This is a genomic window from Streptomyces subrutilus (assembly GCF_001746425.1).
GTDB classification, from domain to species: Bacteria; Actinomycetota; Actinomycetes; order Streptomycetales; family Streptomycetaceae; genus Streptomyces; species Streptomyces subrutilus_A.
On sequence record NZ_MEHK01000001.1, the window covers coordinates 6,316,189 to 6,341,178 of the forward strand.

The 24,990-nt window shown below is 72.8% G+C and carries 21 protein-coding genes; 12 read left to right on the plus strand and 9 right to left on the minus strand.

Features of this window, described 5'->3' with window-relative positions; genetic code table 11:
* Window positions 1–167: 167 nt before the first annotated feature.
* Together lysX and BGK67_RS28995 are read left to right on the plus strand one after the other, a co-directional pair.
* Complete coding sequence (lysX, locus tag BGK67_RS28990; RefSeq protein ID WP_069922844.1) at window positions 168–3,470, plus strand: bifunctional lysylphosphatidylglycerol synthetase/lysine--tRNA ligase LysX; 3,303 nt, start codon at window positions 168–170, stop codon at window positions 3,468–3,470.
* Window positions 3,471–3,540: 70 nt separating this feature from the next.
* Window positions 3,541–4,425, plus strand: a complete 885-nt coding sequence (locus tag BGK67_RS28995) for a polysaccharide deacetylase family protein (RefSeq protein WP_069922845.1) — start codon at window positions 3,541–3,543, stop codon at window positions 4,423–4,425.
* A 33-nt stretch (window positions 4,426–4,458) separates the two neighbouring features.
* On the opposite strand, the gene BGK67_RS29000 is transcribed toward BGK67_RS28995, so the two are convergent.
* Window positions 4,459–5,121, minus strand: a complete 663-nt coding sequence (locus BGK67_RS29000; protein ID WP_069922846.1) for a class F sortase — start codon at window positions 5,119–5,121, stop codon at window positions 4,459–4,461.
* A 374-nt stretch (window positions 5,122–5,495) separates the two neighbouring features.
* Between BGK67_RS29000 and BGK67_RS29005 the strand changes: the two genes are divergently transcribed.
* The gene (locus BGK67_RS29005; protein WP_069922847.1) at window positions 5,496–5,996 is read left to right on the plus strand and encodes a hypothetical protein; all 501 of its coding nucleotides are present in this window, start codon (window positions 5,496–5,498) and stop codon (window positions 5,994–5,996) included.
* Window positions 5,997–6,172: 176 nt separating this feature from the next.
* Here BGK67_RS29005 and BGK67_RS29010 read toward each other — a convergent pair whose 3' ends face one another.
* The 3 genes from BGK67_RS29010 to BGK67_RS39105 all read right to left on the minus strand — a co-directional run bounded on the left by BGK67_RS29010 (window position 6,173) and on the right by BGK67_RS39105 (window position 7,943).
* A complete protein-coding gene (locus BGK67_RS29010) occupies window positions 6,173–6,748 on the minus strand; it encodes a hypothetical protein (protein ID WP_069922848.1) in 576 nt (191 codons plus the stop codon).
* 221 nt (window positions 6,749–6,969) lie between these two features.
* Window positions 6,970–7,740 (minus strand): bestrophin-like domain, encoded by a 771-nt coding sequence (locus tag BGK67_RS29015; RefSeq protein ID WP_069922849.1) that lies wholly within the window; start codon window positions 7,738–7,740, stop codon window positions 6,970–6,972.
* Window positions 7,741–7,790: 50 nt separating this feature from the next.
* Entirely contained in the window at window positions 7,791–7,943 is a 153-nt protein-coding gene (locus tag BGK67_RS39105; RefSeq protein ID WP_167739603.1) for a hypothetical protein, read from the minus strand.
* A gap of 993 nt (window positions 7,944–8,936) precedes the next feature.
* On the opposite strand from BGK67_RS39105, the gene BGK67_RS29020 reads away from it, so the two are divergent.
* On the plus strand, window positions 8,937–9,767 hold the full coding sequence (locus tag BGK67_RS29020; RefSeq protein WP_069924181.1) for an SAM-dependent methyltransferase: 831 nt from the start codon (window positions 8,937–8,939) through the stop codon (window positions 9,765–9,767).
* A 122-nt stretch (window positions 9,768–9,889) separates the two neighbouring features.
* A complete protein-coding gene (locus tag BGK67_RS29025; RefSeq protein ID WP_107489025.1) occupies window positions 9,890–12,043 on the plus strand; it encodes a putative bifunctional diguanylate cyclase/phosphodiesterase in 2,154 nt (717 codons plus the stop codon).
* A gap of 17 nt (window positions 12,044–12,060) precedes the next feature.
* Here BGK67_RS29025 and BGK67_RS29030 read toward each other — a convergent pair whose 3' ends face one another.
* Window positions 12,061–13,131 (minus strand): FAD-dependent monooxygenase, encoded by a 1,071-nt coding sequence (locus tag BGK67_RS29030; RefSeq protein WP_069922851.1) that lies wholly within the window; start codon window positions 13,129–13,131, stop codon window positions 12,061–12,063.
* A 124-nt stretch (window positions 13,132–13,255) separates the two neighbouring features.
* Between BGK67_RS29030 and BGK67_RS29035 the strand changes: the two genes are divergently transcribed.
* Window positions 13,256–13,918 carry a TetR/AcrR family transcriptional regulator gene (locus BGK67_RS29035; RefSeq protein ID WP_069922852.1) on the plus strand — a complete coding sequence of 221 codons (663 nt, stop codon included), beginning with the start codon at window positions 13,256–13,258 and terminating at the stop codon, window positions 13,916–13,918.
* Window positions 13,919–13,946: 28 nt separating this feature from the next.
* On the opposite strand, the gene BGK67_RS29040 is transcribed toward BGK67_RS29035, so the two are convergent.
* On the minus strand, window positions 13,947–14,825 hold the full coding sequence (locus BGK67_RS29040) for a LysR family transcriptional regulator (protein ID WP_069924182.1): 879 nt from the start codon (window positions 14,823–14,825) through the stop codon (window positions 13,947–13,949).
* A 96-nt stretch (window positions 14,826–14,921) separates the two neighbouring features.
* Here BGK67_RS29040 and BGK67_RS29045 point away from each other — a divergent pair, with 96 nt between their 5' ends.
* The 4 genes from BGK67_RS29045 to BGK67_RS29060 all read left to right on the plus strand — a co-directional run bounded on the left by BGK67_RS29045 (window position 14,922) and on the right by BGK67_RS29060 (window position 19,175).
* Window positions 14,922–15,626, plus strand: a complete 705-nt coding sequence (locus tag BGK67_RS29045) for a succinate dehydrogenase (RefSeq protein WP_069922853.1) — start codon at window positions 14,922–14,924, stop codon at window positions 15,624–15,626.
* Window positions 15,627–15,628: 2 nt separating this feature from the next.
* Entirely contained in the window at window positions 15,629–17,584 is a 1,956-nt protein-coding gene (locus BGK67_RS29050; protein WP_069922854.1) for a fumarate reductase/succinate dehydrogenase flavoprotein subunit, read from the plus strand.
* Window positions 17,581–18,321 carry a succinate dehydrogenase/fumarate reductase iron-sulfur subunit gene (locus BGK67_RS29055; RefSeq protein ID WP_069922855.1) on the plus strand — a complete coding sequence of 247 codons (741 nt, stop codon included), beginning with the start codon at window positions 17,581–17,583 and terminating at the stop codon, window positions 18,319–18,321. The genes BGK67_RS29050 and BGK67_RS29055 overlap by 4 nt, the downstream gene beginning before the upstream one ends.
* Before the next feature lie 203 nt (window positions 18,322–18,524).
* A complete protein-coding gene (locus BGK67_RS29060; protein ID WP_244291346.1) occupies window positions 18,525–19,175 on the plus strand; it encodes a hypothetical protein in 651 nt (216 codons plus the stop codon).
* A gap of 9 nt (window positions 19,176–19,184) precedes the next feature.
* Here BGK67_RS29060 and BGK67_RS29065 read toward each other — a convergent pair whose 3' ends face one another.
* The gene (locus BGK67_RS29065; protein WP_069922856.1) at window positions 19,185–21,578 is read right to left on the minus strand and encodes an excinuclease ABC subunit UvrA; all 2,394 of its coding nucleotides are present in this window, start codon (window positions 21,576–21,578) and stop codon (window positions 19,185–19,187) included.
* A 10-nt stretch (window positions 21,579–21,588) separates the two neighbouring features.
* Entirely contained in the window at window positions 21,589–22,578 is a 990-nt protein-coding gene (locus BGK67_RS29070; RefSeq protein WP_069922857.1) for an MsnO8 family LLM class oxidoreductase, read from the minus strand.
* A 47-nt stretch (window positions 22,579–22,625) separates the two neighbouring features.
* Between BGK67_RS29070 and BGK67_RS29075 the strand changes: the two genes are divergently transcribed.
* Window positions 22,626–23,117 (plus strand): phosphatase domain-containing protein, encoded by a 492-nt coding sequence (locus BGK67_RS29075; protein ID WP_069922858.1) that lies wholly within the window; start codon window positions 22,626–22,628, stop codon window positions 23,115–23,117.
* A 19-nt stretch (window positions 23,118–23,136) separates the two neighbouring features.
* Here BGK67_RS29075 and BGK67_RS29080 read toward each other — a convergent pair whose 3' ends face one another.
* Window positions 23,137–23,352 carry a dodecin gene (locus tag BGK67_RS29080; protein WP_069922859.1) on the minus strand — a complete coding sequence of 72 codons (216 nt, stop codon included), beginning with the start codon at window positions 23,350–23,352 and terminating at the stop codon, window positions 23,137–23,139.
* 165 nt (window positions 23,353–23,517) lie between these two features.
* On the opposite strand from BGK67_RS29080, the gene BGK67_RS29085 reads away from it, so the two are divergent.
* Entirely contained in the window at window positions 23,518–24,783 is a 1,266-nt protein-coding gene (locus BGK67_RS29085; protein ID WP_069922860.1) for an extracellular solute-binding protein, read from the plus strand.
* The last annotated feature ends 207 nt before the right edge of the window (window positions 24,784–24,990 follow it).

Here is a 24,990-nt window from a genome sequence, read left to right on the forward strand (position 1 = left end):
CGCCCGCTCCGAGGCGCCGACGACCACTCCGACCCGTCAACCCGGGCGAGGATCACCTGCGGACCGTCCGCACCCCGCTCGAATCCCGTGTTCACGTGCTGCGTCACCCTCCCGAGGCCAGTCGGCTCGCCGAGCGGACCGCCGACGCCCTCCCTACAGTGCGAACCATGAGTGCCACCGTGGAGCAGACGCGCGGAACCCGGAACGGCTTCCTGAACCGGGTACCCGACGGATTCGGCGCGTTCTTCGGAGCGCTCGGTCTGCTGTGCGCCCTGCTGGCGCTCTCCCCGACGCTGCGGCGTCTGCTCAGGCACGTCGTCCGCTTCCTCGACCTGTTCGTCGTACCGGTCAGCGCCAACCTCGCCTACGCCGTCTTCCTCTTCCTGCTCGCCGCGGCACTCGGCACCCGCAAGAAGGTCGCCTGGTGGATCGTCGTCACCTATCTGGCCCTGCTGCTCCTCGACGACGTCATCGACATCGCCATCGGCGACTACTGGATCGGCTTCACCTCCCTGGCGCTTGCCGTCGCCGCCCTGGGCCTGCTGATCGCCGCCCGGAAAGAGTTCTACGCCGCCTCCCGGCCCGGGGCCCTGTGGCGCGCCCTCATGGTGCTCGGCCTCGGCCTGCTCGCCGCCGTGCTCGTCGGCTGGGGGCTCGTCGCCCTCTTCCCCGGCACCCTGCCCAAGGGCCAGTGGCTGGACTGGGCCGCCAAGCAGGTCTTCGGCGGCCTCTTCTCCGCCCGCCAGTTCGACGGCCGCCCGCCCCGCCCGCTGTACTTCCTGCTCGGCCTGTTCGGCGCCCTCGCCCTGCTGAACGCCGCCGCGACGCTCTTGCGCTCCCAGCGCCTGACCGCCGCCCTGCACGGGGACGAGGAACCCCGCATCCGCGCCCTGCTCGGCGCCTACGGACGGAGCGACTCCCTCGGCTACTTCGCCACCCGGCGCGACAAGGCCGTCGTCTTCGCCCCCAACGGCATGGCCGCCGTCACCTACCGCGTCGAAGCCGGCGTCTGCCTCGCCAGCGGCGACCCGGTGGGCGATCCCGCCGCCTGGACCCCCGCCATCGACGCCTGGCTGGCGGTGGCCCGCCGCTACGGCTGGCAGCCCGCCGTCATGGGCGCCTCCGAGGACGGCGCCACCGCCTACGCCCGCTCCGGACTCAGCGCCCTCCAGCTCGGCGACGAGGCCATCCTGCACGTCGCCCACTTCGACCTCGACGGCCGTGACATGCGCGTCACCCGCCAGGCCGTCAACCGCGTCCAGCGCACCGGCGCCACCACCCGCATCCGCCGCCACGGCGCCCTCTCCGAGGACGAGATGCAGATGATCGTGGACCGGGCCGACCGGTGGCGCGACACCGAGACCGAGCGCGGCTTCTCCATGGCCCTGGACCGGCTCGGCGACGCCGCCGACGGAGACTGCCTGCTCGTCGAGGCCTTCGACGCCGAGGGGGAGCTGATCGCCCTGCTGTCCTTCGTCCCCTGGGGCAAGGACGGCATCTCCCTCGACCTGATGCGCCGCGACCGCACCGCCCCCAACGGGGTCATGGAGTTCATGGTCGCCCAGCTCTGCGCCGCCGCCCCCGGCCTCGGCGTGCGCCGGATCTCCCTCAACTTCGCCGTCTTCCGCTCCGCCTTCGAGGAGGGCGGCCGGATCGGCGCCGGCCCCGTCCTGAAGCTGTGGCGCAAGCTGCTGCTCTTCTTCTCCCGCTGGTGGCAGCTGGAAGCCCTCTACCGCTCGAACGTCAAGTACGGCCCCGAGTGGTACCCGCGGTTCCTCTGCTACCAGGACGCCGGCTCGCTCGCCCGGGTCAGCCTCGCCTCCGGCATCGCCGAGGGCTTCGTCTCGGTGCCGAGCCTGCGCACCCTGTGGGGCAACGGACATCCCAAGGGCCTCACCGCCCCCGCCACCACCGAGGGGCTGCCCTCCATCGCCTCCCTGAACCTGGAGGCCGTGGGCGAGGAGGCCCTGGCCGCGCAGGCCGAGCGCCTTCCGGAGCAGGTGCGCGTGCGCCACGACAAGATGGAGCGCATCCGGGCCTCCGGCACCGACCCCTACCCCGTCGGGATCCGGGGGCGCACCCACACCGTGGCCGAGCTGAGGAGCACCCTGTCCGACCGCCCGCCCGGCAGCCGCTCGGGGGAGCAGGCCACCCTCGCCGGACGCGTGATGGTCGTACGCGACCTCGGCGGCGTGGTCTTCGCCGTGCTGCGCGACTGGTCCGGGGACATGCAGCTGATGCTCACCCGCGACGAGGCCGGACCCGCCGTACTGGACACCTTCACCTCCCAGGTCGACTTCGGCGACCACGTCGTGGCGAGCGGCGAGGTCGGCACCAGCAGGAGCGGCGAACCCTCCCTCGTCGTGTGCTCCTGGCAGCTCACCGGCAAGTGCCTGCGCCCCCTGCCCGACAAGCGCAAGGGCCTCGCCGACCCGGAGGCCCGCGTCCGGCGCCGCTACCTCGACCTCGTCGCGAGCCCCGAGGCACGGGACGTCGTACGGGCCCGCTCCAGCGCGGTCCAGGCGCTGCGCCAGGGGCTGCTGGAGCGCGGCTACCTGGAGGTCGAGACCCCGATGCTCCAGCAGATCCATGGCGGCGCCAACGCCCGCCCCTTCCGCACCCACATCAACGCCTACGACCTGGACCTGTACCTGCGCATCGCGCCCGAGCTGTACCTCAAGAGGCTGTGCGTCGGCGGCATGGAGAAGGTCTTCGAGATGGGCCGCACCTTTCGCAACGAGGGCGTCTCCTACAAGCACAACCCCGAGTTCACGATGCTGGAGGCCTACCAGGCCTTCGCCGACTACGACGTGATGCTCGACCTCGCCCGGGAGCTGATCCAGGGCGCCGCCACCGCCGCCTTCGGCTCGCCCGTCGCCCACAAGGCGGGGCCGGACGGGAAGCTCGTCGTCCACGACATCTCCGGACCCTGGCCGGTCAAGACGATGTACGGGGCGATCAGCGAGGCCCTCGGCGAGGAGGTCGACGCCGACACCGAGGAGCACGTCCTGCGCAGGCTGTGCGACCGGGCGGCCGTCCCGCACGCCCCCGAGGACACCCGCGGCGACGTGGTCCTGGAGATGTACGAGCGGCTGGTGGAGGAGCGGACCAAGCTGCCCACCTTCTACAAGGACTTCCCGACCGACGTCTCCCCGCTCACCCGCCAGCACCGCGAGGACCCGCGGCTCGCGGAGCGCTGGGACCTGGTGGCCTTCGGCACCGAACTGGGCACCGCCTACTCGGAGCTGACCGACCCCGTCGAGCAGCGCCGCCGCCTCACCGCCCAGTCCCTGCTGGCGGCGGGCGGCGACCCGGAGGCGATGGAGCTCGACAACGACTTCCTAGACGCGCTCGAGTACGCCATGCCGCCGACCGGCGGCCTCGGCATCGGCGTGGACCGCCTCGTCATGTTCCTCACCGGCCTGACGATCCGCGAGACGCTGCCGTTCCCCCTGGTGAGGCGCGGCTGATCGGGTGAGGGGAGCGGGGTGCGTCCGCGCCTCTCGACATCAACGGCGATGTCGTTGATACGTAGTAATAATGAAAAATGACGAGCCGACAGTAGGGCGACGCGTGCTCCTGCGTACCGCCGTCTTCCTCGGAATCGCGGCCGCCGCCGGGCTGATCGACGCGGGCAGCGAGGGCGGCGCGCCCCGGTCCGGATCCGGCCCCGCCCCCGCGGGCGGGCCGGGCCCGAACCCGGCGGCGGGACCCCCCGGGATGCTCCCCGACGGCAGACTCGAGAAGTCCTACCGCCTGCGGCCGATGACCGCCGAGGCGCCCGCCCGGCCGCCCCTCGCCAAGCCGGCCGTCCGCACCCGCCCCATCCTCGAACTGCCGCCCGGCGCGGCCTCGGGGAACGCGATGGTGCTCACCTTCGACGACGGCCCCGACCCCCGCTACACCCCCGGGATCCTCGACACCCTCGCCCGCTACGGGGTGCGCGCCGTGTTCTTCGTCTGCGGGGAGATGGCCGCCGAGAACCGCGACCTGCTGCGCCGGATGGCCGACGAGGGCCACGTCATCGGCAACCACACCTGGACCCACCCGCTCATCCCCCGGCTCAGCCGGCCCGCCCTCGTCTCCGAGATCGGCCGCACCAGCGACGTCGTACAGCAGACGGTGGGCGAGGCACCCGTGTGGTTCCGCGCCCCGTTCGGGGCGTGGAACCGGGCCGCCTTCGAGATCGGGGCCGAACTCGGCATGGAGCCGCTCGCCTGGACCGTGGACACCCTGGACTGGAAGGAGCCCGGGACCACCACGATCATCTCCCGGGTCCTGGAGGGCGCCGGGCCCGGCGTGATCGTGCTGTCGCACGACGCGGGCGGCGACCGGTCGCAGAGCGTCCGGGCGATCGGCTCGTACCTGCCCCAGCTGCTCGCCCGCGGCTACCGGATGACCCTGCCCGCGCTGCCGCCCCGCTGATGCTCCGACCGGCGGGGCGGCGCCCGGCTCCGCTCAGCGGGTCTCCACCATCCGGGCGAAGACGACCACGTTGCCCTCGTAGCCCCGGGACTTCGAGTAGCCCCCGCCACACGTGATCACCCGGAGCTCCGCGTGCCCGGTGTCCCCGTACACCCGGGCTCCGGGGAAGGCGTCCTTGGAGAACACCTCCACGCCGTACACCTCGAACACCGCAGTGCGCCCGTCGTACCGCTCCACCTCGACGTGGTTGCCCGGCTTGACCGAGCCCAGGCCGTAGAAGACCGCCGGGCCCTGCGCGTTGTCCACGTGGCCCACGATCACCGCCGAGCCCCGCTGGCCCGGCGAGATGCCGTTGAGGTACCAGCCGGCCAGATTGCGGTCCTGCGCCGGCGGGGCGTCGATCCAGCCCTCCGCGTCCAGCCCGACCGTCATCACCGGCGCGTCCACGTTGATCGTGGGGATCCGGATGCGCTGCACCGACGAGTGCTCCAACACCTCCAGGTCCGGGGGCGCCTGCGGAGGGTTCGCCGGCAACTGGTCGGCCGTCACCGCGACGGCCGAGGCCGCGGTGGGCTGGGGCGGCCCGTCGTCGACGTCCACGCCGTTGCGGACCATCGCGAGGCCGCTGAGCATGACCAGGGCGAGCACGCCCCACGGTGAGAACTTGCGTGACTGCCCGGTCTCGTCCTCGCCCATCGTTCTCCCTTCCCGACGCGGGGGTCCCGACCCGCGATCCTTCCCACCCCGGTACGCCCTACTTCACGCACGCTAAGGCCGCCCGGGCGGGACGGCGAGAGGGGAGGGGCGAACGGGTGGCGGCGGCCGGGAGGGGGCCGGGAGGGGGCCGGAAGGGGTGCGCCCATCCAGGTAATCGTCACATAAACGCCTGACGGGTCGTGACCTGCGGATCCGTCAGTTCCGGTGCCCGCGCTCCGGCGTGTCGCTCAACCGGGCGGCCCAAAGGCGGAAATGCGGAGGTTGCGGGCCGCCCCGAGGGTTCGAGATGGGAGGCGTTCTCGTCGATCATCCGGGGCCGACGCTCCGGGGCGCTTCCCGCTGGAGGTTCCACCATGCGTGTTTTGCGCGCTCTCACCGTGACGGCGGCAACCTGCGCCGCGATCGGCCTCAGCACTCCGTTCGCCTCCGCGAACCCACCGCTCGGCGGGGGCGGCGGACCGAGCAACGTCTCGGTCAACCCGTTCGCCGTGCACCAGGGATCCACGATGCAGGTGAGCGCGTCGGGCTGCGGACACGGCGGCACCGTCACCTCGCACGGCAATTTTCCGCCGGCCAACCTGTCCGCGGGATCCATCGGCTTCGCCACCGTCCGGATCTTCAACCACGCCTCGCCGGGCAACCACACGCTGTCGGTCAAGTGCAACGACAGCAGCCTGGTCGCCACGGCCCGCTTCAGGATCCTCGAGGGCCGTCCCTCGCAGGGCGGCATCGGGGGGTCCCTCGGCCCGTCCACCGCCGAGACCGCCATCGGCGCGAGCCTCGTCGGCGCGGCGGCCCTCGGCGCCGGTGCCCACGTGGTGCGCCGTCGCCGCCCCCTGCGCGGCCGGGTCTGACCGGCCGACCTCCCCGGTCAGACCCTTCGGGGGTGTCTTCCGGGAACGCACCCCCGCCGCCGGTCGCCCCGGGGCCTGGCCAGGACCCGGGGCGGCCGGCTACCGGCGGTCCGAAACGCGATGACGGGGGACGGCGGGGGGCAACGGCAATTCACCGGTCCGGGGTGACGGGTGGTTCAGTGACCCCGCCGGCTGCCGCGGCGGCGCAGGGTGTACACCGTGCCTCCCGCGGCGGCGAGCAAGAGGGCCGCGCCCGCGCCGAGCTGCACGGGGTCCACGCCGGCCGCGCTGCCGCCGAGTCCGCCCTGGACGCCCCGGGCGGAGCCGGTCGCGGGGGGATTGGGGGCGGCCGTCCGCGTGAAGGTGGAACTGGTGGTCGGGCTGGTCGTGCCGCCCGCGATCGTCAGATCGGCCGAGCCGGTCTCCCCGTTGCAGGTGAAGGAGACGGAGTAGACGGCTCCGCGCCGCGCGTCCCGGTCCACCGTGACCCGTACGGCCTGGCCGCGGGCGATGCTCACGGTGTCGAAGACCCCGGAGGAGGCGGTGGCGTAGGCGGCGTTGCATCCGGTGACCGAGAGGACCGTCTGGCCGCCGGGAGCGACCGTGGACGGGGTGATGGAGAAGCCGAACGAGGTGACCTGCCGGGCTTCTGCGGCGGTCGCGGCAGACGTGCCGAGGACGCCGAGCGCGAGTACGGCGCCCGTGGCGCCGGCGCTCAGCAGGGCTGTGGCGGAGGTACGTATCGCACCCATGGTTGATTCTCCGGATCCCCGAGGAGCAGCCGCGGAAGGGGTTTCCGCACGTGGAGGGTCGTGCGCCTCGATGTCCGCCACGCTAGATCCGGGTGACCACGCCCGCGATCAGGAACGGGCGAATGGGGCATGGTCCTAGGCCGAACCGGGGACAGGAGGCCTGTCCCCGGTTTGCCGCGGGCTTTTCGCCGACGGGTTCCGGCGCCGACTGCCGGGGGCTCTCAGTCCCCGAGGCCCAGGTGCGGGAACTGTGAGAGGAACGGTTCGGCGGTGGCCGAGATGCCCCGTCCGAAGGGCGCGTCGAAGTCCCAGATGAGGAACAGCAGGAAGGCGATCAGCGCGCTGAACAGACCGGCCAGCAAGAGCTCCCGGAAGGAGCGCCGGATCTGCAGGGTGAAGATCAGGCCGACCGTCACCAGGGCCCCGGCGATGAGCCCGAACCACACCACCCCCGGCATCGTGGCTCCGGCCCCCAGGCCGCGCGCACCGCGGGCGTCGTCCACCGCGGCGACCTGGTCGACCAGCGGCTGGTAAGCCTGCCCCTCGTGGTCGGTCTGCGGCTCGTAGTCGGTCACGTCCCGGCGGATCCGCTCCAGCAGTTCCCCGCCGCGGTCCGTGAGCCGGCCGTGGTCGGCCATCTCCCGCCACTCGGTGTCCACCACGTACGTCACGTACGCGTCCACGTCGGCGCGGATCGCCTTGCGGACCTCGGCCGGGTAGACCTCGGAGCGGACGCTGATCTCGTGCAGGGCCTGCGCCTCCTGGCGCACGTACTCCTGGGCGGCACCGCGGCCCTCCCAGACGCCGGCGATCGCCAGGCCCAGCACGATCGCGTAGATCACCCCGATCATCATCGTCATGTACTCGATGACGTCCGGGGTTTCGTTCGGATCGTCGTCCTCGCCGATCCTGCGGTGGTTGATGAAGGCGATGGACAGGACCACGGCGCAGGCCGCGGCCATCGCGATGGTCAGGACGAGCCATTCCGACAAGATGACTCCCAATCGGGTACGGGTGGGGCGGGGCTACCGGGGGCGCGGGGCTACCGGGGGCGCAGCGCGACGATCGCGAGGACTGCGGGAGCCGCGGTCAGCAGGGTGAAGGTCACCGGCGAGACGTGGTGTTCGACCGGCTTGCGGGCGGGTGTGCGGTACCGGGGGCGGGCCACCGGCTGGATCGCGGGCGGCGGTGCCACGGCAGCGGGTGCGGGCGGGGCGGGTGGCTTGGGCGCCGGGGGCGGCGCGGGTGCGGGCGGCGCCGGTTTCGGCGGGACGGCCTTCGGCGGCGGCTTCGGTACGGGTTTTGGCGCCGGTTTGGGCGGGGGCGGGGGCGGCGCGGGCTCCGGCGGTGGGGCCGGCGTCGGCGGGGGAGGCGGCGGAGTGGGCTTCGGGGGTGGCGTGGGCTTCGGGGGTGGCGGCGGAGGGGAGGGCTTCGGCGGACAGGGCGGGGGGGGGGGAGGCGGCGGGCAGTGGTGGTTTCCGTGGCCCCCGTGGCCCCCGTGGCCCCCGTGGCCCCCGTGGCCCCCGTGTCCTCCGTGTCCTCCGTGCCCTCCGTGTCCTCCGTGTCCTCCGTGCCCTCCGGGTCCGCCGGGTCCGCCGGGTCCGTCGTGCCGGCCTCCTCCGCGGTCCCCGCCGAGGCCTCCGCCGGGCCGGCCGTCGCGCCGGCCGCCGTGATGTCCGCCACCCGGGCCGCCGCCCCGGCCGTCGTTGGAGGCCGACGCGATCACGGTGGGGGCGAAGGCGCCGTCGTCGGAGCCGGTCGTCGCGTAGGCGCTGCTATCAGCCACGGCCGGTGTGACGGACAGGGCCGCCCACAGCAGGACCGGGACCGCCAGCAGGCGTCTGGCACAGGCTTTGTTCACCCGGCGAGCATGGGCTCGCGCACGCCCGCGCACGCGAGGGTCCGGCCTTGTTCGCCAGAACGGGTGGACTGCCGAGCGGAAAGGTTTGAGCCACTCACGCGTCCCCCGGTGGGCGAGTCCGGGCGCTCATCGCGCAATTCCCAAAAGGGATGTGTCGGTATCGATCATTCTTCCGGACAGGTGCCGCGCAGGTGTTTGGTGTGTGACGAAGAACGGATCGCCAATTTCCGCTTTTGCTCGCCCCGTTGGCCAATGATCAGTACATTCGGCTCGGACAGGAGTCCGAACGCTGACGGACCGCCGCAGGAACAACGCTTGGAGACCCCGATGGAGCGCCCCGCCTGGGCCCCGCCAGGCATCGACATATCGGTGCCGAGCGTGTCCCGCATCTACGATTACTACCTGGGCGGGTCCCACAATTTCGAGGTCGACCGCCAGGCGGCCCGCCGGGCCATGGAATTCATGCCGGGCCTGCCCAAGATCATGCAGGCCAACCGGGCATTCATGCGCCGCACCGTGCGGTACGCGGTGGCCGAGGGCGTCACGCAGTTCCTCGACATCGGCTCCGGCATCCCCACCTTCGGCAATGTCCACGAGATCGCCCAGGCCGCCAGCCCGGAGGCGCGCGTGGTCTACGTCGACCACGACCCGGTGGCCGTCGCGCACAGCCAGGCCGTGCTGGCCGGCGACGAGCGCAGCGGTGTCGTCGCCGCCGACCTCCGCAAGCCGCAGGACATCCTGACCGCCCCGGAGGTGGCCCGGCTGCTCGACCTCGACCGGCCGGTCGCCCTCCTGCTCGTCGCCGTCCTGCACTTCCTGGAGGACTCGGACGACCCGTACGCGGCCGTGGCCGAGCTGCGCGACGCACTGGCCCCGGGCAGCCTGCTGGTCCTCACGCACGCCTCGTTCGAGGGCATCCCGCTCACCGAGGAGGTCGCGGGCGGCACCGTCGGCGTCTACCGGGACATCCGCAATCCCCTCGTGATGCGCAGCGGGGAGCAGATCCGCCGCTTCTTCGACGGGTTCGAGATGCTGGAGCCGGGTCTGGTGTCCATGCCCGACTGGCGGCCGGACGGGGCCGAGTCCGCGGAGGGCGGCGCCGTTCCGGAGGACCCGTACGCCTTCTCGGGCTACGGCGGCGTGGGACGCAAGGCGTGAGACTTCCTGCACAGACGGCGGGCGCGCCGGCCGGCGCCGCGGCGCCCGCCGCTGCTCCGGCCCACGGTGCCGGGGCGGCGACCTCGGCGGCTCCGGAGCCGCCGGCGGGTCCCAAAGGCGGTATCGACGACCGGATCGCCCGCTTCGCGACCATCTGGGGACGGGCGATCTTTCCGGTCACGGCGACCTCGCTGACCCGGACCGAGTTCGAACGGCACCTCGTCCCGCTCACCCGGACGCTCGCCGAGGCCCTGCACGCCCGGCCCTTCGACGCCGCCGTGGGCCAGCGGGTCGGCGCGGAGCTCATCGCCGTGCACTGCACCGACCCGGAGGCGCTGTCGGGCACGCTCGGGGTGATCGAGTCGTACCTGGTGCTCTACTGCGGGCCCGGCTGGCCCGGGGGACCGGGCGCAGGCTCCGGCATGGACGACACCGAGGAGTACCGGGCGCGCTGTGCCCGTCTCCAGCACGGGATCGCCGCGGGCTTCGCCCGCGCCCTGCGCGAGCGCACCCTCAAGGAGCAGGAGGCCATCGCCCGTTCGGCGCTGACCGCCCGCATCGACGCGCAGCAGGCCCTGCACGCGAGCGAGGAGCGCTTCCGGGCGGTCTTCGAGGGCGCGGCCGTCGGGATCGGCATCGCCGACCTGGACGGGAACATCCTCGAGGTCAACGATGCGCTGCTGCAGATGTTCGGCGGCCTGGAGGGGCACGTCCGGGGCCGCAAGGTCAGCGAGTGGGGGCACCCCGACGACACCCCGCACGTGTGGCGGATGCACGGCGAGCTGGTGCGCGGCGAGCGCGAGAACTTCCGCGTGGAGAAGCCCTATTACCGGCACGACGGAACGGTGCTCTGGACCAACCTGACGGTGTCCCTGCTGCGCGACGCCGACGGGGTGCCGCGCTATCAGCTGGCGCTGATGGAGGACACCACCGAACGCCGGCTGCTCAACCTGCGCCTGCGCTACGAGGCGACCCACGACGCCCTGACGGGACTGCCCAACCGGACGCTGTTCTTCGAACGGCTGGAGAAGGCCCTGAGCGGGGCCGGGGCCAGCCGCTTCGGCCTGTGCTACCTGGATCTCGACGGGTTCAAGGCGGTCAACGACAGCCTCGGCCACTCGGCGGGCGACCGGCTGCTGGTGGAGGTCGCGGACCGGCTGCAGAGCTGCGCGACCGGCCCCGGCGAAGTGGTCGCCCGGCTCGGCGGGGACGAGTTCGTGGCCCTGACCACCGGCCCCGACACCGAGCAGGAGGTGACCGACCTGGCGGTGCGCATCCTGTCGGCGCTGTCGACGCCGATCCGGCTGGAGGGCCGCGAACTGACGGTCCGGGGCAGTATCGGCATCGTCGAGGGCCCGGCCCGCGAGCGCACCCCCGCGGAGGTGCTGCGCAGCGCGGACATCACGATGTACCGGGCCAAGGCGGCCGGCGGCAACCGCTTCGAGTTCGCCGACGCGGAGGCCGACGCCCGGGCCATCACCCGCCACGGACTGACCAACGCCCTGCCCGCGGCGCTGGAGCGCGGCGAGTTCTTCATCGAGTACCAGCCGCTGGTGCACATGCACGACGGCAGCGTGCACGGCGCGGAGGCGCTGGTGCGCTGGTCGCACCCGCAGTACGGGGTGCTCGGCCCGGACCGCTTCATCCCGCTCGCCGAACGGACCGGGCTGATCGTGCCGCTCGGCCGCTGGGTCCTGGAGGAGGCCGTCCGCCAGGCCCGCAACTGGCAGCGCCAGCACGGCGGCTCGTCCCTGCGGGTCAACGTCAACCTCTCACCGACCCAGCTGCACCACCCCGGCTTGGTCGCCGACACCGTCGCCGTGCTGGAGAAGTCGGGCCTCGCCCCGGGCGCGCTGTGCCTGGAGGTGACCGAGTCGGCGCTGATAGGTGCCGACGACGAACTCCTCGAACCGCTGCGCCGCCTCGCCGCCCTCGGCGTGGACATCGCCCTCGACGACTTCGGCACCGGCTACTCGAACCTGGCCAATCTGCGCCGCCTCCCGGTCAGCGTCCTGAAGCTGGACCGCTCCTTCACGCAGGGGATGCAGCAGAACCCGGCCAACCCGGTCGACGTCAAGATCGTGGAGGGGATCGTCGCCCTGGCCCACAGCCTCGAACTCGCCGTCACGGTGGAGGGCGTGGAGACCGGAGCCCAGGCCGCCCAGCTGCGCGACCTCGGCTGCGACACCGCCCAGGGCTGGTACTACGCCCGCCCGGGCGCCCCCGACCGCATCCACACCCTCTCCCTCTCGGACGCCGTGCCCACCGCCTCCTGACCTCGGCCGGTCGCCCGTCAGTTCATGCCGACCTCCGTCCCGCGCCCCGGCTCGCGGACCGCCGCCATCACCCGTTCCATCCGCCGGGCGGTGTCGGCCAGCACCTCGGCCGCCACCGGCAGGCGCTCGGCCTCGTACGCGTCCAGCACGTCGTCCGGAGCCGGGCTGGTGACGGCGGCTGCCAAGGTCCGGGCGAGGGCGGCCGCGTCCCGGATCCCGGTGTTCATGCCCAGCCCGCCGGCTATCGGGTGGACGTGCGCCGCGTCCCCGGCGAGGAAGACCCGGCCCGCGCGCATCCGGGCGGCCTTGCGCACGTTGGCCCGCCATGACGAGAGCCAGGTGGGATCCGCCAGCCGGATCCCCGGTACCCCGGCGTACCGGTCGAAGAGCCGCTGGAAGCCCTCCAGCGAGGGCGGCAGCGGCTCTCCCCGCTCGTCCTGCTCGGGCGCGGCCTGGAGCTGGAAGACCTCCGTCCCCGGTATCGGGCACAGGAGTATCCCGCCGCCGTCCGACGTGAACCACTGGTGCCAGTAGTCCCGGCTCAGCCCCGGCGCCCTCACGTCCCCGAGCACCATCGTCGGCTTTTCCTCGGTGTGCCCCTCGAAGGGGATCGCGAGGATCTCCCGGACCGAGCTGTGGCCGCCGTCGCACCCCGCGGCGTAACGCGCGCGGACCGCACGGCCGTCGGCCAGGCGGGCGGTGACCCCCGTGCCGTCCTGGGCGATCCCCGCGACCCCGGCCTCGTACTCGATCCGGACGCCGAGGCCGGCCAGCCGCTCGCGGAGGACCTCCTCGACCTGCCACTGCCCGATCAGGAGGCCGCCGCCGAGGACCGGGGTGTCGTTGACGAGGGCCCCGTCGAAGTACTTGCGCAGGACCGGCTCGCAGGAGCCGATCGCGCGGACCCCGTCGGAGACGCCGAGCCGGGAGAAGACCTCCAGGCTGCCCGGGTCGAGGCCCTTGCCCCGGGACTCGCGGTGGGGTGCGCGCCGCCGCTCGAGGATCCGCACGGCGACACCGCGCAGGGCCAGGTCACAGGCCAGTGTGAGTCCGGTGGGGCCGGAGCCCGCGATCAGTACGTCGGTCATCGGAAATCCTCTCATCGTGTCGATGTCTCAAGGAAAGCGGCTCCGTCCACAAAATGCAACCCGGTTATGAAAATTACCCGGACAAAAAAATGACCGAGTAACGAAGTCGTGTTAAAGTGGGGGCATGGACGACAACACGACAGGACTGCGCGAGAACAAGAAGCTGCGTACGCGTCGGCGACTGGCGGCCACGGCGCTCGAACTCTTCCTGGAGCGCGGCTTCGACGCCGTCTCCGTGGCGGACGTCGCCGCGGCGGCGGAGGTCTCCAAGCCCACCCTGTTCCGGTACTTCCCGAGCAAGGAGGACCTGGTGCTGGACCGGTTCGCCGACCACCAGGACGAGGCGGCGCGCATCGTGCGCGAGCGGCCCGCAGGCCAAGGGCCCGTCGGCGCCCTGCGGGAGCACTACCTGGCGGCCCTCGACCGCCGCGACCCGATCACCGGGCTCTGCGACCACCCCGAGGTCCTCGCCTTCGAGCGGCTGGTCTTCTCCACCGCCGGCCTGGAGGCCCGCCTCGCCCGCTACACCGCCCGCGAGGTCGAGCTGCTCACCGCCGCGCTCGAGGCCGAGTCCACTCCGCCGCTCACCGCCCGGCTGGCGGCGCTGCACCTGGTGACGGCCCGCCAGGAGCTGGGCCGGGAGAACTGGCGCCGGATCGAAGCGGGGCTGAGCGCCGACGAGGCCCACCCGGCGGCCGCGGCCGACGCGGACTCCGCCTTCGGCATGCTGGCCGGCGGGCTCGACCAGGTGTTGCCCATACGCCCCGGCGCCGCGTCGGAGGGCTGACGGCGGGTCGCCGGGGTCGGCCGCCCCGTCAGCCCACCAGGATCCGCTTCAGCTCGCGCGCCGCACGCGGGGGAGCCACGTCCGTGCGGTGGGCCAGCGCGATCGTGCGCCGCAGCGGGGAGCCCGCCAGGGGGGTGGTCCGCAGGCCGGGACCCGCGCGGTCCACCACCATCGCAGGGACCACCGCGACGCCCAGTCCCGCCCGGACGAAGCCCAGGACCGCGTCCATCTCGCCGCCCTCCACCGTGAACACCGGCTCGAAGCCCTCGGCGCGGCAGGCCGCCACCGTCAGCTCGCGCAGGTCGTACCCGTGCCGGAACATCACCATCGGCTCGTCGCGCAGCCCGGAGATGGTCAGCGCCCCGCCCCCGCCCGGCGCGGGCAGCTCCGCGGACGAGACCACCACCAGGTCCTCCGTCAGCAGCTCCACCGTGGTCAGCGCCGGAGCGGACGGCGGCAGCGGCAGTGCGATCAGGGCCAGGTCCAGGGCGCCGCGCGCCAGTTCCCGTACGAGATCGAGCGAACCGCTCTCCTCGATCAGCAGCTCGATCCCCGGATGCGCGCGATGGAAGGCGCGCAGTACATCCGGCAGCAGGCCCGTGCACACGCTCGGCGTGGCCCCCAGCCGGACCCGGCCGCGCCGCAGCTGCGCCAGCTCCTGCACCTCCAGCCGGGCCGTGTCCGCGTCCGCGAGGATCCGCCGGGCCAGCGGAAGCAGTGCCTCGCCCGCGTCCGTCAGCGCGATGTTGCCGCGCGCCCGGCTGAACAGCTCGGCGCCCAGCTCCCGCTCCAGCGCCTTGATCTGCTGGGACAGGGAGGGCTGTGCCACGTGCACCCGCTCCGCGGCCCGGGTGAAGTGCCGGGTGTCGGCGACGGCGACGAAGTAGAGGAGCTGCTGGAACTGCATGAGCCCCAGGATACGCGGCTGCATAGAAAACACCTATGGACATCAGCTTCATCATGTCTTGGACCTTTCAGGACCTTGGTCCTTACGGTCGAAGGCATGGCACTGGCAACGCGGACGGGTCGACGGCCGTCCACCACGCGCACGATCTGGGACTCGTCCGTCGGCAAGAAGTCCGTGATGGCCGTATCCGGCCTGATTATGCTCGGCTACCTGGTCGTGCACATGCTCGGCAACCTCAAGATCTTCTTCGGGGCGGACGAGTTCAACGGCTACGCCCACTGGCTGCGCACCCTCGGCTCACCCTTCCTGCACCAGGAGTGGGCCCTGTGGATCGTCCGCGTCGTGCTGCTCGCCGCGGTCGTAGCGCACGCCGTCTGCGCCTACCAGCTCAGCCGCCGCGGCATCCGGGCCCGGCCCGTGACATACGCCCACAAGCGCCGCCGGGCGGGCTACGCCACCCGCACCATGCGCTGGGGCGGCATCATCCTCGGCCTGTTCATCGTCTGGCACCTGCTCGACCTCACCACGCTCACCGTCAACGAACGCGCCTGGGCCGGCCACCCGTACGAGAACGTCCTCTCCACCTTCTCCACCTGGTACGGGAACACGATCTACATCGTCGCGATGGCGGCCCTCGGCCTGCACGTCCGGCACGGCTTCTGGAGCGCCGCCCAGACCCTCGGCGCGGGCAACGCCCGCCGCGAGCGGGCGCTGAAGTTCCTGGCCCACGCCCTGGCCCTCGTCCTCTTCGCGGGTTTCGTCTCCGTTCCCGTGGCCGTCATGACCGGAGTGGTGAACTGACCATGAGCGACCTCGCACACGACTACACCCGCTACACCACCGGCGGGCCCCTCACCGACACCAAGGCCCCGGAAGGCCCGATCGCGGACCGCTGGGACCGCCGCCGCTTCGAGGCCAGGCTCGTCAACCCGGCCAACCGCCGCAAGCACACCGTCATCGTCGTCGGCACCGGCCTCGCCGGCGGCTCCGCCGGCGCGACCCTCGCCGAACAGGGCTACCACGTGGTCCAGTTCTGCTTCTCCGACTCCCCGCGCCGCGCCCACTCCATCGCCGCCCAGGGCGGTATCAACGCCGCCAAGAACTACCGCAACGACGGCGACTCGGTGCACCGCCTCTTCTACGACACCGTCAAGGGCGGGGACTTCCGGGCCCGCGAGTCCAACGTCCACCGCCTCGCCCAGATCTCCGTCGAGATCATCGACCAGTGCGTCGCACAGGGAGTCCCCTTCGCCCGCGAGTACGGCGGCCTCCTCGACACCCGCTCCTTCGGCGGAGTCCAGGTCTCCCGCACCTTCTACGCCCGCGGCCAGACCGGCCAGCAGCTCCTCCTCGGCGCCTACCAGGCGCTCTCCCGGCAGATCGCCGCCGGCAACGTCGAGATGCACGCGCGCACCGAGATGCTCGACCTGATCACCGTCGACGGCGTGGCCCGCGGCATCGTGGCCCGCGACCTCGTCACCGGCGAGATCTCCACCCACTACGCGGACGCGGTGGTGCTGGCGAGCGGCGGCTACGGCAACGTCTTCTACCTCTCCACCAACGCCATGAACTCCAACGCGACCGCCGTCTGGCGTGCACACCGGCGCGGCGCCTACTTCGCCAACCCCTGCTTCACCCAGATCCACCCCACCTGCATCCCGCGCACCGGCGACCACCAGTCCAAGCTCACCCTGATGAGCGAGTCCCTGCGCAACGACGGCCGCATCTGGGTCCCCAAGGCCAAGGGCGACACCCGCCCCGCCGCCGACATCCCCGAGGCGGAGCGCGACTACTACCTGGAGCGGATCTACCCCTCCTTCGGCAACCTCGTGCCCCGCGACATCGCCTCTCGCGCCGCCAAGAACGTCTGCGACGAGGGCCGCGGCGTCGGCCCCGGCGGCCAGGGCGTCTACCTCGACTTCGCCGACGCCATCCGCCGCATGGGCCGCGACAAGGTCGCCGAGAAGTACGGGAACCTCTTCGAGATGTACGAGCGGATCACCGCGGAGAACCCGTACGAGGTCCCCATGCGGATCTATCCCGCCGTCCACTACACGATGGGCGGCCTGTGGGTCGACTACGACCTCCAGACCAACGTGCCCGGCCTCTTCGCGATAGGCGAGGCCAACTTCTCCGACCACGGCGCGAACCGCCTCGGCGCCTCCGCCCTCATGCAGGGCCTCGCCGACGGCTACTTCGTGCTGCCCGCCACCATCAACGACTACCTGGCCCGCAACCCGCACCACGGGGCCGTCGACGACACCCACCCCGAGGCCCGGGAAGCCCTGCGGGAGACCCGCGAGCGCCTCGCACGGCTGCTCGCCGTCAACGGCGACCGCACCCCCGACTCCTTCCACCGCGAGATCGGCGAGCTCATGTGGGAGTACTGCGGCATGGCCCGCACCGAGGAGGGCCTGCGCAAGGCGCTCGGCCGGATCCCGCAGATCCGCGAGGAGTTCTGGCGCCGCATCAAGGTCCCCGGCACCGCTGACGAGTTCAACCAGTCGCTGGAGAAGGCCAACCGCATCGTCGACTACCTGGAGCTCGCCGAGCTGATGTGCCTCGACGCGCTCCACCGCGCCGAATCCTGCGGCGGCCACTTCCGCGAGGAGTCCCAGACCCCGGACGGCGAGGCCGCGCGCCGCGACGAGGAGTTCTCCTACGCCGCCGCCTGGGAGTTCACGGGCGCCGCCCCCGTCCTGCACAAGGAAGACCTCGTCTTCGAGTACGTCCACCCCACCCAGCGGAGCTACGCATGAAGCTCACCCTGCGCGTCTGGCGCCAGCACGGCCCCGACGCCCCCGGCGCCATGGCCTCCTACGAGGTCGACGGCATCTCGAAGGACATGTCCTTCCTGGAGATGCTCGACACCCTCAACGAGGACCTCATCCTGCGCGGCGAGGACCCGGTCGCCTTCGACCACGACTGCCGCGAGGGCATCTGCGGCGCGTGCAGCCTCGTCATCAACGGCGACGCCCACGGCCCGGAGCGCACCACCACCTGCCAGCTCCACATGCGGTCCTTCGCCGACGGCGACACCATCGACGTCGAGCCCTGGCGCGCCGCCGCCTTCCCCGTGGTCAAGGACCTCGTCGTCGACCGGGGCGCCTTCGACCGCGTCATCCAGGCCGGCGGCTACATCACCGCCCCCACCGGCGCGGCCCCGGAGGCGCACGCCACCGCCGTGCCCAAGGCCGACGCCGACTTCGCCTTCGAGCACGCCGAGTGCATCGGCTGCGGCGCCTGCGTGGCGGCCTGCCCCAACGGCTCCGCGATGCTCTTCACCTCCGCCAAGGTCAACCACCTGGGCGTCCTCCCGCAGGGCTCGCCCGAGCGCGAGTCCCGCGTGCTGGACATGGTCGCCGCGATGGACGAGGAGGGCTTCGGCGGCTGCACCCTCACCGGCGAATGCGCCACGGCCTGCCCGAAGGGCATCCCGCTCCCCTCCATCGCCGCCATGAACAAGGAGTGGCTGCGGGCGATCCGCAAGGGCTGAAACCCCGCGGCTCGGGCCGGCCGGCTGCCCGACCCCGCCGCCCCCGCCGACGCGGACCGGCTCCCGCCCCGCCGACGCGGACCGGCCCCCGGCCCGGCCCGCTCCGCCGACCGGGGCCGGCGGCTGCGCCGACCGGGCGCTCGTACGGGCCGTACGCCGCGCCGCGCACCGGCGCGGCCCCGGCCGTGGGGGACAGTGCACCCATGGCACATGCCCCCGCCGGGTCCGGACCGCGCCGCCGAGCCGTACTGGCCGCTGCCCTCGCCCCGCTGGCCGCGGCCGGCTGCTCCGGGGAGGAACCCGCGCGGCGGCCGGCACCCGGCCCGCAGGCCGGGGCCGGGGACGCCCTGATCATGGTGATCCGGCACGCCGAGAAGCCGTACGCCGGGGACACCGGCTGGGACGAGGAGGGCGAGGAAGACCCCGGCTCGCTCGCCGGCCGCGGCTGGCGCCGGGCCGAGGAGCTCCCCCGGCTCTTCCCGCCGGCCCGCGGCTCCTCCCTGCCCCGCCCCGCCGCGGTCTTCGCGGCCGGCGGCAAGGGCGCGCCACCCGCCCGGTGCAGGCAGACCGTCACGGCACTGGCCACCGCCCTGCGCACCCCCGTGCGCGGCGAGTTCGCCGTCGGCGCCGAGCCCGCCCTCGTCCACGCGGCGCTGCGCACCCCGATGCCCGTCCTCGTCTGCTGGGAGCACAGCGGCATCCCCCGCCTGGTCCGCGCCCTCGGCGCCCACGAGGTCCTCGGAGTGCCCGCGACCTGGCCCGACCGCCACGACCTCGTCTGGATGTTCACCCGCCGCCAGGGGCAGTGGAGCTTCCGCGAACTCCCGCAGCACCTGCTGCCGGGCGACGCGTAACCGGCCCGGCTACCCCCGCAGGGCCCGCGCCAGGTACGGCGCCGTACGGCCCACCCCCGCCGCGGCCACCTCCGCCGGTGTGCCTGAGGCGACGATCCGGCCGCCCTCCGCGCCCCCGCCCGGGCCCAGGTCGATGACCCAGTCCGCGCCCGCCACCGCCGCCATGTCGTGCTCCACGACCACCACCGAGTGCCCGGCGTCCACCAGCCCGTGCAACTGCCGCAGCAGCACCCGCACATCGGCCGGATGCAGCCCGGTCGTCGGCTCGTCCAGCAGGTACAGCGTGTGGTCCCGGCGCAGCCTCTGCAGCTCCGTGGCCAGCTTGATCCGCTGTGCCTCGCCGCCCGACAGCTCGGTGGCCGGCTGCCCCAGCCGCAGATAGCCCAGCCCGATGTCCTCCAGCGCCCGCAGGCTGCGCGCCGCCGCCGGGACCCGCGCGAAGAAGCCGGCCGCCGCCTCCACCGTCAGCCCCAGCACCTCGGCGATGTTCAGCCCTTCGTGGCGGACCTCCAGGGTCTCGGTGTTGTACCGGGCGCCCCCGCACTCCGGGCAGGGGGCGTAGGTGCTCGGCAGGAAGAGCAGCTCGACCGAGACGAAGCCCTCACCCTGGCAGGTCTCGCACCGGCCGCCCGCCACGTTGAAGGAGAACCGGCCCGCCTTCCATCCGCGTGCCCTCGCCTCGGGCGCCGCCGTGAACAGCTTGCGCACCACGTCGAACAGTCCGGTGTACGTGGCCAGGTTGGACCGGGGGGTGCGGCCGATCGGCTTCTGGTCCACCTCCACCAGCCGGCGTACCGGGAAGTCCGGTTCCGTCAGCCGTGCGGAGACCTCCCGGGCCAGCGCCTGGCCCACCAGCGTGGACTTCCCCGAGCCCGACACCCCGGTCACGGCCGTGAACACGCCGAGCGGGAACGGCACGTGCACGTCCCGCAGGTTGTGCCGGTCGACCCCGCTCAGGCGCACCGATCCGGTGGCCGTGCGCACCGGGCGCCGCGCCCCGGCCGGCTCCGGCTCCGCGAACAGGTGCCGGGCCGTCGCCGACCCCTCCACACCGGCCAGCTCCGCCGGAGGCCCGCTGTACAGCACCTGCCCGCCGTGCTCCCCGGCCAGCGGTCCCACGTCCACCAGCCAGTCCGCGTGCCGCACCACCGACAGGTCGTGTTCCACGACGAACACCGTGTTCCCGGCCTCCTTCAGCCGGTCCAGTACGCCGAGCAGCGCCTCGGTGTCGGCCGGGTGCAGCCCGGCCGACGGTTCGTCCAGGACGTACACCACCCCGAACAGCCCCGACCGCAGCTGTGTCGCCAGCCGCAGCCGCTGGAGCTCGCCCGCGGACAGGGTGGGCGCGGCGCGGTCCAGGCTCAGGTAGCCGAGCCCGAGCTCCACCACGGGCCCGAGCCGCGCGCGCAGGTCCTGCGCGAGCACCCGAGCCGCCTCGTCCTCCAGGGGCGCGGCGGCCAGTACGCCGTCCAGGCCGGTCAGCGCCATGGCCGCCAGCTCGGCGATCCCGTGGCCCGCGAAGGACACCGCCAGGGCCTCGGGCCGCAGCCGGCGCCCCTCGCACACCGGGCAGGGGGAGTCGGCGAGGAAGGCCTCGGCGCGTGCCCTCAGGGTGGCGCTCTTGCTGTCGGAGAAGGTCCGCATCACATAGCGGTGGGCGCTCATGTACGTGCCCTGGTAGGGCCGTTGGATCCGGTCCGCGTCGCGCACCGGGTGCACGGTCACCACCGGCTGCTCCTGGGTGAACAGGATCCACTCGCGGTCCTTCGCCGGGAGCTCCCGCCAGGGCCGGTCGACGTCGTGGCCCAGCGCCTCCAGGACGTCCCGCAGGTTCTTGCCCTGCCAGGCGCCGGGCCAGGCGGCGATGGCGCCCTGACGGATCGACAGTCCGGGATCGGGGACGAGGAGTTCCTCGCTGGTGCGGTGGATGCGGCCCAGCCCGTGGCAGGAAGGGCAGGCGCCGGCCGCGGTGTTGGGGGAGAAGGCGTCGGAGTCGAGCCGCGCGGCTCCCGGCGGGTAGGTGCCGGCCCGGGAGTACAGCATCCGCAGCGAGTTGGACAGCAGGGTGACCGTCCCGACCGAGGAGCGCGAGCCCGGTGAGGACCGGCGCTGCTCCAGGGAGACGGCGGGTGGCAGCCCGGTGATGGAGTCCACCTTCGGCGCGCCGATCTGGTGGATGAGCCGGCGGGCGTACGGGGCCACGGACTCGAAGTAGCGGCGCTGGGCCTCGGCGTAGATCGTGCCGAAGGCGAGCGAACTCTTCCCGGACCCGGAGACCCCGGTGAACACGGTCAGCGCGTCGCGCGGGATGTCCACGTCGACGCCGCGCAGGTTGTGCTCCCTGGCACCCCGGACGCGTACGCGGGAGTCAGGGACGGACAGGGGGTCGCGGGGCTGGTGCATTCGTCCTACTTTAGAGTCCCGCGATCCGGGCCAGCCTACGGTGGGATTCCAGCAGCGCCGTGCGGTCGTAGGTGGACGTGGTGACCAGCAGCTCGTCCGCGCCGGTCAGCTCGGCCACCTCGGCCAGCTCCGCCGCGACCTGCTCCTCCGTGCCGTGCACGTGCCCGGCCAGCGCCCCCTCGTACAGCTCCCGCTCCTTGACGGTCATGGCCAGGGCCTCGACCTCCTCGGCCGGGCGCAGCGGCGGGAAGCTGCCCCGGGTGCGGGAGTACGCGACGGACCAGGCCTCGGGGACCAGGATCCGCCGGGCCTCCTCGGTCGTAGCGGCCACCGCCACGCTCCCGGAGACCACCACGTAAGGCTCCGCGCCCCGGGCCGAGGCCCGGAACTCCCCGCGGTAGGCCTCGACGACCTCCACGACCCGGCCGCGCGTGCGCAGGTCGCCCACCACCAGCGGCAGCCCGGCCCGGGCGGCGATCCCGGCCCCCTCGCCGGTGGCCAGTACGTACGCCGGTATCCGCAATCCCTCGGCGGGGCGGGCGTGGACCTGCGGGTGGGCCTGCTGGCTGCCGTCGAGCCAGCCCAGCAGCTCGGCCAGCTGCTCCTCGAACCGGTCGGCGTCCCCGGTGTCGCGGCCCAGCGCCCGCCGGATGCCGTTGGTGAAGCCGACCGAACGGCCGAGCCCCATGTCGATCCGGCCGGGGAACAGCGCCTCCAGCACCCCGAACTGCTCCGCGACCACCAGCGGCTGGTGGTTGGGCAGCATGACCCCGCCGGTGCCGACCCGGATCCGCCGGGTGGCCGCCGCCACGGCCGCGGCCAGCACGGTCGGCGCGGAACCGGCGACCCCGGGCACGCTGTGGTGCTCCGACACCCAGAAGCGGTGGTAGCCGAGCTCCTCGGCGGTCCGGGCCAGGTCGACGGTGTCCCGCAGGGCTTCGGGGGCCGGGTGGCCCTCGCGGGTGCGGGACCGGTCGAGGAGGGAGAGTTTTCGGATCACACAGGTCTCAACACCGGGGGCCGGTGGGCATTCCTTAGGGTTGCGGGATGAGCGAGAACCCCCGCAGGCCCCTGGCCGTCTTCGACATCGACAACACCCTGGCGGACACCGGCCACCGCCAGCACTTCCTGGAGCGCCGCCCCCGGGACTGGGGCGGCTTCTTCGGCGCGGCGCCGGCCGATCCGCCGCTGGGGCGGGGGGTGGCCCTGGCGGTGGAGAGCGCGGCCGACTGCGAGGTGGTGTACCTGACCGGGCGCCCGGAGCGGTGCCGGGCGGACACGGTGGACTGGCTCACCCGGCACGGCCTGCCCGAGGGCCGGGTGTGGATGCGCGGGAACCAGGACCGGCGCCCGGCCCGGACGACCAAGCTGGAGGTGCTGAAGCGGATCGCCCGGGGCCGGGAGGTGCGCATGCTCGTGGACGACGACGAACTCGTCTGCCAGTCCGCGCGCGCCGCCGGCTTCCGGGTGGTCCTCGCCGACTGGGCGGCGCAGGCGCCGGAACTCAAGGCCGCCCAGGAGGGTGAAGGGCGGACCTGAGCGCGGCCGGGGACGGGGTTCAGTCCTCGCCTTCGAGGCGGAAGCCGACCTTCAGCCCCACCTGGTAGTGGGCGATGGCCCCGTTCTCGATGTGTCCGCGCACCTGGACGACTTCGAACCAGTCGAGATTGCGCACGGTCTGGCCCGCACGGGCGATCCCGTTGCGGATGGCCTGATCGATGCCCTCGTGGGAGGTGCCGACGATTTCGGTCACCCGGTACGTGTGATTGGACATGGGGTCTCCCGATGCTGGGTGGCTTCTGCCTCGTTCTACGGTGCCCCAGTAAGTCCGGCTCCGCGAACTTTGCGTGAACAGTCCCGAGCGAAAGGCCCTTGACCCGCCCATTGGTCTATGCCAATTTCAAGCCATCCGAGATCCGTCCCCAGAAGGTGACCTTTCGTGAAGATGCGCTTCCTTGCCGTGTGCACCGCCCTCGCCGCCGTAACCGCCCTGACGGGCTGCGGCCAGTCGGGTGACCCGGCCGCGGGCGCGCAGAAGGTGACGCTCTGGCTGATGAAGGGCAGCGCCTCGGAGGACTTCATCGGCAAGTTCACCGCCTCCTTCGAGCAGGAGCACCCCGGGGTGGACCTGGACGTCCGGATCCAGGAGTGGACGGGCATCGGCGAGAAGGTCAACTCCGTGCTGGAGGGCAGGAGCAAGGAGGGCGCCGACGTCATCGAGGTCGGCAACACCCAGGTCGCCCAGTACGTGGAGACCGGAGGCGTGGAGGAGCTGACCCTCGAGGGACTGCGCTCCTGGGGCAGCAAGGACTGGCTCAAGGGCCTCTCCGACCCGGGAAGCGTCAACGGCGCCCAGTACGGCGTCCCCTGGTACGCCGCGAACCGGGTGGTGATCTACCACAAGGAGCTCTTCGCGAACGCGGGCATCAAGAGCGCCCCCAAGAACCGCGCGGAGTGGATACAGACCACTCAGAAGCTCGACAAGCCGGAGCAGCAGCAGGGCATCTACCTGGCGGGCCAGAACTGGTACGTCCTCGCCGGCTTCATCTGGGACGAGGGCGGCGAACTCGCCGTCGAGACCAGCGGCCAGTGGGTCGGCAGCCTCGACGAGGACAAGGCCCTGGCCGGCATGGAGTTCTACAAGCAGCTCCAAGCCCTCGGGGACGGCCCCAAGGAGGCGGACGAGGAGACGCCCCCGCAGTCGGAGGTCTTCGCCCGCGGCCAGGTCGCCCAGATCATCGCCACGCCCGGCCAGGCCGCCGAGATCGAGGCCGCCAACCCCGCGCTCAAGGGCAAGCTCGGCTTCTTCCCCATCCCCGGCAAGACCTCCGACAAGGCCGGCGCCGTGTTCACCGGGGGCTCGGACCTGATCATCCCGCAGCGCACGAAGCACCGGAAGGGCGCGGTCCACGTGATCACGGCCCTGGTCAGCGAGAGATGGCAGACCGAGCTCGCCCGCACCATGGGCTACGTACCGAACAAGACGACTCTCGCGCACCTGGTCGAGGGCAACGAGGGCGCCGCCGCCATGACCGTCGGCGCGGCCCAGGGCCGGGCCACCCCCAAGTCCGCCCGCTGGGCCGACGTCGAGGCGAAGAACCCGATCAAGCCCTTCATGACGGCCGTCCTGACCGGACAGGACCCGAAGCAGGCCGCCCGGACCGCCTCCGCGACCATCAGCACGGTGCTCAGCTCCGACCGCTGACCACTCGGGCCGCCGCGGTGCGCCCCCGGCCCGGCCCACCCGACCTGCCCCCGCCCCGCACCACACCGCCACCCGCTCCACCGCCGAGTTCAGCGTCCGCACATCCGCGTGCCGCTGAGCGGTCATGTCGAATCCAGCCGGTCACGGAAGAAGTAAAGGAGCCAGGTCGCACACCTGCCGGCCTGGCTGTCCGCGCCCGGATCAGGA

What these genes read in the sequence shown, in the direction of transcription:
- lysX (WP_069922844.1), top strand. Translation starts at nt 168, where the DNA reads ATGAGTGCCACCGTGGAGCAGACGCGCGGAACCCGGAACGGCTTCCTG.
- BGK67_RS28995 (WP_069922845.1), top strand. Translation starts at nt 3,541, where the DNA reads ATGAAAAATGACGAGCCGACAGTAGGGCGACGCGTGCTCCTGCGTACC.
- BGK67_RS29000 (WP_069922846.1), bottom strand. Translation starts at nt 5,121, where the DNA reads ATGGGCGAGGACGAGACCGGGCAGTCACGCAAGTTCTCACCGTGGGGC.
- BGK67_RS29005 (WP_069922847.1), top strand. Translation starts at nt 5,496, where the DNA reads ATGCGTGTTTTGCGCGCTCTCACCGTGACGGCGGCAACCTGCGCCGCG.
- BGK67_RS29010 (WP_069922848.1), bottom strand. Translation starts at nt 6,748, where the DNA reads ATGGGTGCGATACGTACCTCCGCCACAGCCCTGCTGAGCGCCGGCGCC.
- BGK67_RS29020 (WP_069924181.1), top strand. Translation starts at nt 8,937, where the DNA reads ATGGAGCGCCCCGCCTGGGCCCCGCCAGGCATCGACATATCGGTGCCG.
- BGK67_RS29030 (WP_069922851.1), bottom strand. Translation starts at nt 13,131, where the DNA reads ATGACCGACGTACTGATCGCGGGCTCCGGCCCCACCGGACTCACACTG.
- BGK67_RS29035 (WP_069922852.1), top strand. Translation starts at nt 13,256, where the DNA reads ATGGACGACAACACGACAGGACTGCGCGAGAACAAGAAGCTGCGTACG.
- BGK67_RS29040 (WP_069924182.1), bottom strand. Translation starts at nt 14,825, where the DNA reads ATGCAGTTCCAGCAGCTCCTCTACTTCGTCGCCGTCGCCGACACCCGG.
- BGK67_RS29045 (WP_069922853.1), top strand. Translation starts at nt 14,922, where the DNA reads ATGGCACTGGCAACGCGGACGGGTCGACGGCCGTCCACCACGCGCACG.
- BGK67_RS29050 (WP_069922854.1), top strand. Translation starts at nt 15,629, where the DNA reads ATGAGCGACCTCGCACACGACTACACCCGCTACACCACCGGCGGGCCC.
- BGK67_RS29055 (WP_069922855.1), top strand. Translation starts at nt 17,581, where the DNA reads ATGAAGCTCACCCTGCGCGTCTGGCGCCAGCACGGCCCCGACGCCCCC.
- BGK67_RS29060 (WP_244291346.1), top strand. Translation starts at nt 18,525, where the DNA reads ATGGCACATGCCCCCGCCGGGTCCGGACCGCGCCGCCGAGCCGTACTG.
- BGK67_RS29065 (WP_069922856.1), bottom strand. Translation starts at nt 21,578, where the DNA reads ATGCACCAGCCCCGCGACCCCCTGTCCGTCCCTGACTCCCGCGTACGC.
- BGK67_RS29075 (WP_069922858.1), top strand. Translation starts at nt 22,626, where the DNA reads ATGAGCGAGAACCCCCGCAGGCCCCTGGCCGTCTTCGACATCGACAAC.
- BGK67_RS29080 (WP_069922859.1), bottom strand. Translation starts at nt 23,352, where the DNA reads ATGTCCAATCACACGTACCGGGTGACCGAAATCGTCGGCACCTCCCAC.